This is a genomic window from Amycolatopsis rubida, assembly GCF_900115345.1.
Classification (GTDB): Bacteria; Actinomycetota; Actinomycetes; order Mycobacteriales; family Pseudonocardiaceae; genus Amycolatopsis; species Amycolatopsis rubida.
Genome location: NZ_FOWC01000001.1, coordinates 1266805 through 1278813, shown reverse-complemented (window position 1 = coordinate 1278813; position 12009 = coordinate 1266805). Strand labels below are relative to the sequence as shown.

Below are 12009 nucleotides of genomic sequence, written 5' to 3'. Positions count from 1 at the left end.
GACTCGCCGCCGCCGGGTGCAGCGGGTGAATGAGGAACACTGACGGTGACAACCGGAGGGGGCAACCGGAGGGAGTGCGACCGGGTCAGCGGAAGCTGGTTTCCGGACTCATGCACGCTCGGTGATGAGAATGGGGTGGGCGTTCTCTATTCGGCTACCCCACAGCTCGGACGGGCCGACGGAATTCTCCCCAGCGAGAATTCCGCCGGGAACGGTGCCTCGGTGCGGTGACGAGAGAAGAATTCTCAGATCTCGGCCTTGCGCTTGGCGATGCGGGCCCGGCTGCGTTCGGGGGTCTCCGCGTCGACGGCCAGCAGGTCCAGCGCCCGGCCGTACTTCTCGATCTCGTCGCGCTTGTCCAGGTAGTGCGCGCCGGTCAGGTACTCGACGTAGACGATGTTCGGCAGTTCCGCCTCGGCGAAGCGCAGCAGCGAGAACGCGTGCTCGGCCGACAGACCGCTGCGGCAGTACGGCAGGATCTGCACCGAAACGTGCGGCAGCGTGGTGACCTCGAGCAGGTACTCCAGCTGCTGCCGGAACACCTTCGGTCCGCCGATCGGCCGGTAGAGCACCGATTCGTCGAGCACCGCCCACATTCGCGGCGCGTCCGGGCGGGCCAGCATCTTCTGCCGCCGCATGCGCAGGGCCACCAGCTGGTCCACGCGTTCGTCGGCCATTTCCGGGCGGCCGTGGCTGAAGATCGCTCGCGCGTAGGGCTCGATCTGCAGCAGGCCCGACACGAACAGCGGCTCCCAGATCTGGATGCGGGACGCCGCTTCCTCAAGACCGACGAGGTCGGTGAACCAGCCGGGCACCGTCTCCCCGAACTTGCGCCACCAGCCCGCTTCGTTCGACTGCTTGACCATGTCGAGGAACGCTTTGCGCTCGTCCTCGTCGGAGACCCCGTACATGGTGAGCAGGTCGGCCACGTCGCGTTCCTTGAAGCCGACGCGGCCGAGTTCCAGCCGGGAGATCTTGGATTCCGAACCGCGGATGTTGTAGCCCGCCTGCTGGCGCGTGATCCCGGCTTCCTCGCGCAACCGGCGAAGCTGCGAGCCGAGGATCATCCGGCGCGCGGTCGGGCCGAGGCTCTGCTCGCCCGCGGACACGCCTACCACCGCGTTCATGACCAGGGCCCTTCCATCGCCGCTCGTTCGCCGGAGGAATCGAAATCCGGCTACCCAAAGTACACGCAAGGCACCGCCCCGGACAGCGTGGCACAGGCCTCGGTTCAGGGGATTCTACGGAGTGTGTGCCTCAGAAGACACTCCCGTGGGAACAATTCCGGCGGAAAATCAGATCCGCACGACCGGAAGCCAGTGCGAAAGGTCCGCGCGGCTGCCCGAGGCGGAGACCCGGGCGGCGCCGAGCGCGTCGTCCCAGTCCAGGAGACCGGTGGCCAGTTCGAGCCAGGTCCGCGGGTCGGTCTCGACAACGTTGGGCGGGGTGCCGCGGGTGTGCCGCGGGCCCTCGACGCACTGCACCGCGGCGTACGGCGGCACCCGGACCTCGACCGTGTGCCCGGGTGCGTCCTGCGCCAGCGTCCGCAGGGTCGCGCGCACCGCGGCGGCCAGCTCAGCGCGCGCCGGATCCGGTCCGGTGCCACGCAACCAGTCCGAAACGGCCAGCACCGCCGCCCGTAACTGAGCGGGATCGACCGAACGCGAAGAGGCCATGCGACAACAGTAGAGTGGCCGCGGACGGACTTTCAGGCACCCGGCACCGAGGGACGGCGATGGCGCAGCGGGACGAGGCAGATCGGATGGTTTCCCGGACCCCGGCGGGCAAACGCGCGCGCCGGAACGCTTATCCCCGCCGCGGGCCGCAAGGAAAACCCGAGATCACTCCCGAGATGCGGGCCAACGCGCGGACGAATCCGAACAGCTGGCTGTATGTCATCGACGAGGCCTTCGACGCCCGCGGTCCGGTGCCGTCATGGGCGGTCGTCGGCGCGTATCCGGTGAACGGGACGGGTGAGGTCGTCGAGGACTTCCACCCCAACGACCGGTACCGGCCCTCGCCCAAGGCGCTCGGTTTTCCCGAGCCGCGCGACGAACTCGAGCGGCTGCTGCAAATGGTCCGGACCGAACACCGGCCCGCCGAGGACCTGCCGCGCGTCATCCTCGATTCGACGCTGCTGGTCTACGCCCTGTCCCCGGTGCAGCGCACGGTGATCGGGTTCCACAACGCCGACGGCCGGGTCATGGTGCCGGCGTACACGTCGAAGTCGCTGGTGCCGCGCGAATGGCCGCACGCCCGCGCGGTGCTCGGCCGCGACATCGTCGGGCTGCTCGCCGGACATCCGCTCGCGGTCAACCCGCACGACCTGATCACCGCCGTCGTCCCGGCCGAGCACCTGATGAAGGCGCTGGCCGAAGAACGACGCTGACCTGGGCAGACCACCCTGCCGAGTGATCATGATTCGCCGAAACCCGCGCACCCGGGCATCGTGACGCAGTAGGAGTACACGCGTCCGGTGAGGAGCCCTGGGTGAAGCGTCATCTGCTGCTGCGCTGGAGCGCGGTTCTCTTCGCCGGAATCGCCGGCACGTCCCTGTGCGAAACGGCGGAGGCGGCGCCGAGCTACGCCGGGGCCGCGGACAACTACGCCGGTTCGCAAATCGCGAAGCACGAAGGCGTTCTGGGAGCGCCGAACATCTCGTACACGACACAAGACCAGTACCTCGGCCACGACGTCAGCGGGCACCAGGGCCCGGTCGACTGGCCCGCCGCGGCGGGAGCGGGCGCGAAGTTCGTGTATGTGAAAGCGACCGAGGGCACCGGGTTCGTCAGCGGGCAGTTCGCCCAGCAGTACAACGGTTCCTACCAAGCCGGGATCGTCCGCGGCGCCTACCACTTCGCGCGCCCGGACGTGTCCGACGGCGCCGCGCAGGCCAACTACTTCCTCGCGCACGGCGGCGGCTGGTCGGCCGACGGCAAGACGCTTCCCGGCGCGCTCGACATGGAATACAACCCCTACGGCGAAACGTGTTACGGCAAGGACGCGAACGGGATGGTCGCGTGGGTCCGCGCGTTCTCCGACACCTATCGCGCCCGCACCGGACGGCTGCCAACGATCTATACCTCGACCAGCTGGTGGAAAACCTGCACCGGAAACAACCCGTCTTTCGGCGGGAATCCGCTGTGGATCGCGCGCTACAACTCCTTCATCGGCGAACTTCCCGCGGGCTGGGGACAGCACGTCATCTGGCAGTTCTCGAACAGCGGCGCCCTGCCCGGCGACCAGAACTGGCTTAACGGAGCCCAGTCAGCGCTCCGCAACCTGGCATTCGGGTGAACGTTCGTGACGAGGTCACGAATTAGTCATCACCGTCCGATGAAAATCACCCACTCGACCATTCAACTTCACGGAACTTGATGACAAACGACGATTCGTCCTCAAGAATCTCCCCCGTGGCGGCTACCTGCACATAGCCGCCCTCCGCGAGGGTATCTGTGAAGGGATCGACGATGTCCACTTCCCGAAGAGGACGGCGTACCGCGCTGCTGTCCGCTCTGACCGTCCCCGTTGTCGCGCTCCTGCTCGGCGCTTCGACCGAGGCGACGGCCGCCCCGGCGGCTTCCCCGCTTTCGGCGCGGGAGATCAACGCCGTCAACGCCGGCATCCAGGCGAACAACCACACCATGGGGTCGCAGATCCGGCGTGTCGAGGGGGATCAGTCCACCCCCGAGACGAAAGCCGCCGCGCAGCGACCGCAACCCGCGGCCGCGCTCCCGAACCAGGTGGCGGCCACCGTCGCCGGCATGGACGTCGCCAGCTACCAGGGCAACGTCGACTGGGGCAACTGGTGGGGCCAGGGCAAGCGGTTCGTCTGGACCAAGGCGACCGAGAGCACGAACTACACGAACCCGTACTTCGCCCAGCAGTACAACGGTTCCTACAACCAGGGCTTCATCCGCGGCGCCTACCACTTCGCCACCCCGAACACCTCCAGCGGCGCGGCACAGGCGACCTACTTCGTCGCGCACGGCGGCGGGTGGTCGAAGGACGGCAAGACGCTGCCCGGCGCACTGGACATGGAGTACAACCCCTACGGCGCGACCTGCTACGGCCTGAGCAAGGCGTCGATGACGGCGTGGATCAAGGACTTCCACGACACCTATCACGCCAAAACGGGCCGCTGGCCGGTGATCTACACGTCGACGAACTGGTGGAACCAGTGCGTTGGCGGCGATTTCTCCAGCACCGCGCCGCTGTGGGTCGCACGGTACGCGTCCTCGGCCGGCACGCTCCCGTACAACTGGGGCGTCTACACCGTGTGGCAGTACACCTCGAGCCCGCTGGACCAGGACACGTTCAACGGCGCCTACGACCGGCTGCAGGCACTCGCCAACGGCTGACCTGAGGCGCTCGCAGACGCGGCTCCCGGTTCTCCCCTCCTCCTGCCGGGCGGGGCGGCCGGGAGCCGCTTTTGTGCGAGCTTTACCCGCCTTGCACAATGCAGACCTGGGGCGGAGACGGAACCGCCTGGGCCGGCGGGGCGTCAGACCGCGGCGCGAGTCGGTGCAGCAGGAAGGCGGAACCGGACATGACTTACCCACCGCAGCCCGGACAGGGCGGGGACCCCTACGGCCAGGGCTGGCAGCAGCCCGGCTCGGGCGGGGTGCCGCAGCAGCCGGGGTGGGACCCCAACCAGGCCCAGCAGCCGGGCGGGTACCCGAATCCCCAGCAGCAGCCCGCCTGGGATCCGAACGCTCAGCAGCAGCCACAGCAGGGCTGGGATCCGAACGCGCAGCAGCAGTATCCGGGGTACCAGCAGCAGCCCTACGGTACCCAGCAGTTCCCGCAGCAGGGCTGGGACCAGGGACAATACCCGGGCGGACCGGGCGGCGAGCCGCCGAAGAACAACAAGACCGGGCTGTGGATCGGCATCGCCGTCGCGGTCGTCGTAGTGGTCGCGCTCGGCATCACCGGGTTCGTCGCGCCGGGGTTCTTCCTGAGCAAGGACGACAAGGGCACCACGCAGGCGCAGCCGCCCGCCCCGGCCCCCTCCCCGTCGTCGGAGGCCCCGCTGCCGAGCGACTCCTCGTCGCCGTCCACGGATTCGAGCGAGGACCCCGGTTCGAGCGGGGCGTCGGGCGAGGCGAAGCAGGTCATCGACGACTTCCTCGCGAAGCTCAACGCCAAGGACGCCGCCGGGGCGACCGCGATGGCCTGCCAGGGCACCGAGAGCATGTCGAAGCGCAGCATCGACGAGACCACCAGCGGCGATCCGCAGCTCTCGCTGAGCAAGGTCACCGCGGGCAGCGCCACGACGAGCGCCCGGATCACCGGCAAGCTGTCGGGCAAGGACGCCAGCGGCACGATGGTCATCATGAACCGCGGCGGCTACTGCGTGGGGCTTTATCTGATCCTGGCGTTCTGACCCGGTGCGCTCGCCGCTGCTGTGGACGTTGATCGCGTCCGTGGCACTGCTGTGCGGGGTCGGTGGCTGACTGCTCGCCGACCCCGCGACGAGCCGCAGTGAAACGCTGAAACCCGCCGGTAGCGCGGTCGTGGCTCTGTATGCGTTGTGGCTCAACGATCGCCGCCGCCGCGCCGAGGAGGCGCGGCAGGTGATCGAGCGGCAGCGGCACGATGCCGACCGCGAGCGGATCTCCGGCGAGCGGTCGCCAAGTCGGTGGAGCTGCTGGGCCACAAGGCCGATCAGGTGCGGGTCGGCGCGCGACGGCTCATCCGGGATCCGCTGCCACCGTCCGATGTGGACGGGCCGGGTCCTCGGCCCCGGCGTGGTGCTGAAGCATTTCGATCTTTCCCGCCAGCGGATCGGCGGCCTGCTGCTGCGGCACGCCTTGGTGGGCGTTTTCCGGTGTCGCAACGCGACTTTTCCCGACCGGGCTTGGTTCTCCGGACCAGCACTTTCTCGGATACGGCGGGGGTCCAGCTGCCGGACGGCTGAAACCGCGGAATGGCGGCTATGTCGCGGTGCCGAGCTGAGCAGCATCAAGAAACCGTGGACGGCTACGAAGCGGTGCGTTCCCGGCGAGCTGTCCGCGGCTTCCTCGGCAAGCCAGTACCCGGCGAAGTCCTGACCAGCGCGAAGCTGGCCGAGCAGAACGCGGGGAAGGGCTCATGAGTGCCTATGCCGGTGAGAACCGGCATAGGCACTCACGACTCAGTCGAACAGCGCCGGAAGCGTCTTCTCCCACGTCTCGCGCAGCTCCTCCAGGGAGAACTCCGCAACCCCCTGAATCTCCAGCTTCCCGGAATCCGGGTCCACGACGCCGGTCTTGCGCCACGGCAGGCCGCGGGCGGTGCACATCTCGGTGAACCGCAGCTCTTCCGTGCGCGGGACCGCCACCAGCACGCGACCGGACGACTCGGAGAACAGCTGCACGAACGGGTCCTGGTCGCGGTCGAGGAACACCCGCGCCCCGCACTGTCCAATGAGGACGGTCTCGGTGAGCGCCTGCGCCAGACCGCCGTCGGCGAGGTCGTGCGCGGCGGAGATCATGCCGTCGCGCGAACCGGCCACCAGGACGTCGGCCAGCAGCTTCTCGCGGGCCAGGTCCACGCGGGGCGGAACGCCGCCGAGGTGGCCGTGCAGCTCGCGGGCCCAAGCCGAACCGTCCAGCTCGTCGTGGGTGTCGCCGAGCAGCAGCAGCGTCTCGCCCGCTTCCGCGCCGATGCCGGTCGGGATGCGGCGGGTGACGTCGTCGATCACGCCGAGCACCGCGATCACCGGGGTCGGCAGGATCGCCGTGTCGCCGGTCTGGTTGAAGAAGCTGACGTTGCCGCCGGTGACCGGGATGCCCAGCTCGACGCACGCGTCGGCGAGACCGTGCACGGCCTGCTCGAACTGCCACATCACGCCCGGGTCGGTCGGGGCGCCGAAGTTGAGGCAGTCGGACACCGCGACCGGGGTCGCGCCGCCGGTGGCGACATTCCGGTACGCCTCGGCCAGCGCGAGCTGCGCGCCGCGGTACGGGTCGAGGTAGACGAACTTCGCGTTGCAGTCGGTGGCCACCGAGACGCCGCGGTTGCTCTCCTCGTCGATCCGGATCATGCCCGAGTCGGACGGCTGGGACAGCACCGAATTGCCGCGCACGTAGCGGTCGTACTGCGCGGTCACCCATTCCTTCGACGCCTGGTTCGGCGACGCGATGAGCTTCAGCAAGTCCGCGCGCAGTTCCTCGGGCGTCGACGGACGCGGCAGCTTCGCGGAGGTGTCGGCGATCAGGCCGTCCTGGAACGCGGGGCGCTCGATCGGACGGTCGTACACCGGGCCCTGGTGCGCGACGGTGTGCGCCGGCACGTCGACCACGATCTCGTCCTTCCAGGTGATGACGAGGTGCTCGCCGTCGGTGACCTCGCCGATGTCGGTGGCGATGACGTCCCACTTGGCGCAGACCGCCATGAACGCCTCGACGTTCTCCGGCGAGACGACCGCGCACATGCGCTCCTGCGATTCGCTGGAGAGCACCTCGGCGGGCGTCATCCCGGTGGCGCGCAACGGAACCCGGTCGAGGTAGATGTGCATGCCGCCGTCGCCCGCCGCGGCCAGCTCGGACGTGGCGCAGGACAGCCCGGCTCCGCCGAGGTCCTGGATGCCGACGACCAGGTTTTCGCGGAACAGGTCGAGACAGCACTCGATGAGCACCTTCTCGGTGAACGGGTCGCCGACCTGCACGCTGGGCAGCTTCCGCCGCCCGGACGCGGATTCGTCGCCGGAGAAGGTGTCGCTGGCGAGCACGGACACGCCGCCGATGCCGTCGAGGCCGGTGCGCGCGCCGAACAGGATGATCTTGTTGCCGGAACCGGACGCGAACGCCAGGTGCAGGTCCTCGGTGCGCATCGCACCCACACACAGCGCGTTGACCAGCGGGTTGCCCGCGTAGGAGGGGTCGAAGACCAGCTCGCCGCCGATGTTCGGCAGGCCGAGGCAGTTGCCGTAGCCGCCGACGCCCGCGACCACACCGGGCAGCACGCGTTTGGTGTCCGGCGCGTCGGCCGGGCCGAAGCGCAGCGCGTCCTGCACCGCGAGCGGCCGCGCGCCCATCGCCATGATGTCGCGCACGATGCCGCCGACGCCGGTGGCCGCACCCTGGTATGGCTCCACATAGGACGGATGGTTGTGGCTTTCCACCTTGAAGGTGACCGCCCAGCCGTCGCCGATGTCGACGACGCCCGCGTTCTCGCCGATGCCGGCCAGCATCTTGGCCTTCATCTCGTCGGTGGCGGTCTCGCCGAAGTAGCGCAGATGCTTCTTCGAGGACTTGTAGGAGCAGTGCTCGCTCCACATCACCGAGTACATCGCGAGTTCGGCGTCGGTGGGCCGGCGGCCGAGGATGTCCCGGATCCGCGCGTACTCGTCTTCGGCGAGGCCGAGTTCGACGTACGGCTGGCTCGTTTCCGGGGTCGCCGCGGCCACTGCGGTGGTGTCCGTGCTCACAACAGGGCTGGTCACAGTGTTTGTCCGACTGTCCGTGTCAGGGTTCGCCACAAGGCCAAGACTACGTGTCGGCCGGGTCACACGCGCAGCCGCCCGGCCTGCTCGCACGGGCATAAATCAGTCGCGCCGGACAGGCCCGGCGGCTTAGCGTCAGTGATCGTGCTTTCCGCCGCGTACCGCTTTCCCGACATCCGACTCCCGCAACGTCCGACGCCGGTCCGGTATCTGCTGGCGGTCCTGCGCGCGCGGCCGGGACTGGTCCTCGCCGCGATCGTCACCGGGGCCGGCTGGTCACTGCCGAGCGCCCTGTTGCCGCTGGTGATCGGCCGGGGCGTCGGGGCGATCGCCGCGGGCGACTCTTCCGCGCTGTGGCGCTGGGCGTTGATCGCGGGCGTGCTCGGCGTGACGCAAGCGCTGCTCGGCACCGGACTGCACTTCGCTTCGTACGGCATGTGGATCCACGGCGCGGGCACCACGCAACGCCTGGTCACCGACCACACGACCCGGCTCGGCGCGTCCCTGCGCGACGCCACCACCACCGGCAACGTCGTCGCGGTCACGTCGTCGGACATGAACTGGGTCGGCAACGCGTTCGAGGTCATCGGCCGCACGTTCGGTTCGATCGTGGCGTTCGTGGTCATCGGGATCGCGATGCTCGGCACCTCGCCGGTGCTCGGCACGATCGCACTGGTCGGCGTCCCGCTCGCGGTGCTCGGCATCGGTCCGCTGCTCGCGCCGCTGCAGAAGCGGAAAACCGCGCAGCGGGAGAATCTGAGCGAGGTGAACGCGCTCGGCGCGGACATCGTGTCCGGGCTGCGGATCCTGCGCGGCGTCGGCGGCGAACGGCGGTTCCTCGCCCGGTTCCGCGACGCGAGCCAGCTGGTGCGGCGCTCCGGCATCGAGGTCGGGCGCAGCGAATCCTGGCTGGCAGGCGCGGAGGTGCTGCTGCCCGGCCTGGTCACGGTGGCGATCACCTGGCTGGGCGCGCGGCTCGCGCTCGACGGCACGATCAGCGTCGGCGAACTGGTGGCGTTCTACGGCCTTTCGGCGTTCCTGGTGGTGCCGGTCGCCACGGCGACCGAACAGGTCAGCTCGCTCAGCTCGGGGCTGGTCGCGGCGCGCAAGGTGTGCGGTCTGCTGGCTCTGCGCCCGAAGCTCGCCGAGCCGGTATCGCCGCAGCCGCTGCCGGACGGTCCGCTGGAGCTGGTGGACACCGCCAGCGGCATCCGGATCGCGCCGGGCAAGCTGACCGTGGTCGACCTCGGAGCCGAGGCGGAGGCGATCGCCGCGCGGATGAGCCGGTTCGCCGACGCGGACGAGGGCGAACAGGTGCTGGTCGGCGGGGTGCCCGCGGATCGCGTCGCGCTCGCCGAACTGCGCAGGCGGGTGGTGTACGCGCACAACCAGGACCTGTGGTTTTCCGGGGTGTTGCGTGATCAGCTGACCCCGGAGCACCCGCGCGAGGTCGACATCTTCTCGGCGCTGCACGCGGCGGACGCCGAGGACATCATCGAGGCCCTGCCGCGCGGGGTCGACGAGCTGATCGGCGAACGCGGCCGCGAGGTGTCCGGCGGACAGCGGCAGCGGCTGAGCCTGGCCCGTGCGCTGGCGATCGACTCCGACGTGCTGCTGCTCGACGAGCCGACATCGGCGGTCGACGCGCACACCGAAGCCCGGATCACCCAGCGCGCCAAGGAATTGCGGGCCGGAAGGACCACGGTGGTGTTCAGTCAGAGTCCACTGTGGAGGAATGTGGCCGACGAGGTCGTGCACGGAAAGGCAGTGACGGTATGACGACGCGGCTCCCGCTGGCGTCGAAACGCGAAGTGCGGCGCTGGGCGAAACGCGTGGCGGTCGAGCACCGGCGCGAGTTTTCCGTGATGCTCGGGCTGTTCTGCCTGGCCACCGTGGTCGGGCTGGCCGGACCGCAGCTGCTCGGCAGGCTCGTGGACGGCGTGGTCGAGCACGGCACGACGCTGCGGGTCGACCTGCTGGCAGTGGCGTTCGTGGTGGTGCTCGTGCTGCAGGCATGGGCGAGGAAGGCGGCGCGGTTGCGCGGCCGGATGTTCGGCGAGCGCGTGCTGGCGCAGACCCGCGAACGGTTCGTCACGAACGCGCTCGACCTGCCGCTCGGCACCGTCGAAGCGGCCGGCACCGGCGACCTGCTCAGCCGGGCGACCAGCGACATCAACCGGCTGGACGTCGCGGTGCGGTTCGCCGCGCCGGAAATCCTGATCGCCGCGGTGACGGTGCTGTTCACCACCATCGCGATGATCGTGACGTCGCCGCTGCTCGCGCTGGCCCTGCTGGTGGCGATTCCGCTCCTGGTGCCGGTGAACATCTGGTACCAGCGGAAGATCCCGAGCGCGTTCGCGTGGATGCTCGACCGCTGGGGCGACCTGCAGTCGATCACCCACGAGACCGTGGAGGGCGCGCGGACCGCGGAGGCGCTCAGCCTCACCGAACGGCGAGTGCGTGCCGGCCAGCACGCGCTCGACCAGGCGACGCTCGGCGAACGCCGGATGCGGGCGCTGCAGATGCGCTGGCTGCCGTCGCTCGAGATCAGCTACGTGCTGCCGATCGCCGCGCTCTTGCTGCTCGGTTTGTTCGCCTACAGCCAGGGCTGGGCCGGGCTCGGCACGATCACGACGATGCTGGCGTACGCGCAGGCGATGACCGCTCCGCTCAGCGAGGCGCTGTTCTGGCTGGAGGACTTGCAGGTCGCGATAGCCGCGACGCGCCGGATCATCGGCGTGCAGCCGGCCGAATCGGCGGACAAGGTCACCGAGGTGCCGCGCGGGCGAGACATCGAGGTGCGCGACGTCCGGTTCGGCTACAGCGCCGACCGCGAGGTGCTGCATGGCATCACGCTGAGCGTGCCGCGAGGCGAACGGCTGGCGATCGTCGGGCCGTCGGGTGCGGGCAAGTCGACGCTGGGCAGGTTGCTGGCCGGGATTTCGGCGCCGACGGCGGGTTCGATCCAAGTCGGCGGCACCGAGGTGTCGACGCTCGCGGACGACGTGCTGCGCGGCGAGGTTCTGCTGCTGACGCAGGAGCACCACACGTTTTCCGGGACGCTGCGGGAAAACCTGGCGCTGCCTGCCCGGCGCGACGGCGGGGATTGGACCGACGAGGAACTGCTGGCCTCGCTCGCGTCCGCCGGTGCCGCGCAGTGGGCGGCTGGGCTGCCGGACGGTCTGGACACCAAGCTCGGCTCCGGCGCGTACTCGGTCCCGGCCGGACTCGCGCAGCAACTGGCGCTGGCCAGGGTCGTCCTTGCCGACCCGCACACGCTGGTGCTGGACGAGGCGACGTCGCTGCTGGACACCGGCTCGGCGCGCGAGCTGGAACGGTCGCTGAACGCGGTGCTCGAAGGCCGCACGGTGATCGCGATCGCGCACCGGCTGCACACGGCCGCGGCGGCGGACCGGGTCGCGGTGGTCGAGGGCGGCAAGATCACCGAACTCGGCCCGCATCAGGACCTGATCGCGGCGGGCGGCCCGTACTCGCGGCTGGTCGAGGCGGCCAGCTGAGCGGAATGTCCGCCGGGGATCCGGCGTTGGCCTCAAGCGGATCCTGATCTTCCTAGCCTGGGG

Annotated in this window: 11 protein-coding genes; 7 read left to right on the top strand and 4 right to left on the bottom strand. The window is 69.6% G+C overall.

Going from position 1 to position 12009, the window contains the following annotated elements; translation table 11 throughout:
* Positions 1 to 245: 245 nt before the first annotated feature.
* Together BM362_RS06280 and BM362_RS06275 are read right to left on the bottom strand one after the other, a co-directional pair.
* The gene (locus tag BM362_RS06280) at positions 246 to 1127 is read right to left on the bottom strand and encodes a helix-turn-helix domain-containing protein (protein ID WP_067577337.1); all 882 of its coding nucleotides are present in this window, start codon (positions 1125 to 1127) and stop codon (positions 246 to 248) included.
* A gap of 168 nt (positions 1128 to 1295) precedes the next feature.
* Positions 1296 to 1676: a sterol carrier family protein gene (locus BM362_RS06275; protein WP_198545189.1), complete on the bottom strand. Its 381-nt coding sequence runs from the start codon at positions 1674 to 1676 to the stop codon at positions 1296 to 1298.
* 59 nt (positions 1677 to 1735) lie between these two features.
* On the opposite strand from BM362_RS06275, the gene BM362_RS06270 reads away from it, so the two are divergent.
* Positions 1736 to 2389: a type VII secretion system-associated protein gene (locus BM362_RS06270; protein WP_067577339.1), complete on the top strand. Its 654-nt coding sequence runs from the start codon at positions 1736 to 1738 to the stop codon at positions 2387 to 2389.
* A 101-nt stretch (positions 2390 to 2490) separates the two neighbouring features.
* The gene (locus BM362_RS06265) at positions 2491 to 3297 is read left to right on the top strand and encodes a lysozyme (protein WP_093572436.1); all 807 of its coding nucleotides are present in this window, start codon (positions 2491 to 2493) and stop codon (positions 3295 to 3297) included.
* Between the two features lie 46 nt (positions 3298 to 3343).
* Here BM362_RS06265 and BM362_RS49860 read toward each other — a convergent pair whose 3' ends face one another.
* Positions 3344 to 3478 carry a hypothetical protein gene (locus tag BM362_RS49860; protein ID WP_255366058.1) on the bottom strand — a complete coding sequence of 45 codons (135 nt, stop codon included), beginning with the start codon at positions 3476 to 3478 and terminating at the stop codon, positions 3344 to 3346.
* Between BM362_RS49860 and BM362_RS06260 the strand changes: the two genes are divergently transcribed.
* From BM362_RS06260 to BM362_RS49855, 3 genes are all read left to right on the top strand, one after another.
* Entirely contained in the window at positions 3471 to 4361 is an 891-nt protein-coding gene (locus tag BM362_RS06260; protein WP_093572435.1) for a lysozyme, read from the top strand. The genes BM362_RS49860 and BM362_RS06260 overlap by 8 nt on opposite strands.
* Before the next feature lie 188 nt (positions 4362 to 4549).
* Positions 4550 to 5386: a hypothetical protein gene (locus tag BM362_RS06255; RefSeq protein ID WP_093572434.1), complete on the top strand. Its 837-nt coding sequence runs from the start codon at positions 4550 to 4552 to the stop codon at positions 5384 to 5386.
* A 588-nt stretch (positions 5387 to 5974) separates the two neighbouring features.
* A complete protein-coding gene (locus tag BM362_RS49855; RefSeq protein WP_255366062.1) occupies positions 5975 to 6097 on the top strand; it encodes a hypothetical protein in 123 nt (40 codons plus the stop codon).
* Positions 6098 to 6136: 39 nt separating this feature from the next.
* On the opposite strand, the gene purL is transcribed toward BM362_RS49855, so the two are convergent.
* The gene (gene purL / locus BM362_RS06245; RefSeq protein ID WP_167545212.1) at positions 6137 to 8464 is read right to left on the bottom strand and encodes a phosphoribosylformylglycinamidine synthase subunit PurL; all 2328 of its coding nucleotides are present in this window, start codon (positions 8462 to 8464) and stop codon (positions 6137 to 6139) included.
* A 108-nt stretch (positions 8465 to 8572) separates the two neighbouring features.
* Between purL and BM362_RS06240 the strand changes: the two genes are divergently transcribed.
* Positions 8573 to 10207: an ABC transporter ATP-binding protein gene (locus BM362_RS06240; RefSeq protein ID WP_093572756.1), complete on the top strand. Its 1635-nt coding sequence runs from the start codon at positions 8573 to 8575 to the stop codon at positions 10205 to 10207.
* Entirely contained in the window at positions 10204 to 11946 is a 1743-nt protein-coding gene (locus tag BM362_RS06235) for an ABC transporter ATP-binding protein (protein ID WP_067577346.1), read from the top strand. Before BM362_RS06240 ends, BM362_RS06235 begins: the two co-directional genes overlap by 4 nt.
* Positions 11947 to 12009: the final 63 nt, after the last annotated feature.

Excerpts from the sequence above, each read along its gene's own strand:
- BM362_RS06235 (WP_067577346.1), top strand. The coding sequence starts at position 10,204 with ATGACGACGCGGCTCCCGCTGGCGTCGAAACGCGAAGTGCGGCGCTGG.
- BM362_RS06270 (WP_067577339.1), top strand. The coding sequence starts at position 1,736 with ATGGCGCAGCGGGACGAGGCAGATCGGATGGTTTCCCGGACCCCGGCG.
- BM362_RS06280 (WP_067577337.1), bottom strand. The coding sequence starts at position 1,127 with ATGAACGCGGTGGTAGGCGTGTCCGCGGGCGAGCAGAGCCTCGGCCCG.
- BM362_RS06260 (WP_093572435.1), top strand. The coding sequence starts at position 3,471 with ATGTCCACTTCCCGAAGAGGACGGCGTACCGCGCTGCTGTCCGCTCTG.
- BM362_RS06255 (WP_093572434.1), top strand. The coding sequence starts at position 4,550 with ATGACTTACCCACCGCAGCCCGGACAGGGCGGGGACCCCTACGGCCAG.
- BM362_RS06275 (WP_198545189.1), bottom strand. The coding sequence starts at position 1,676 with ATGGCCTCTTCGCGTTCGGTCGATCCCGCTCAGTTACGGGCGGCGGTG.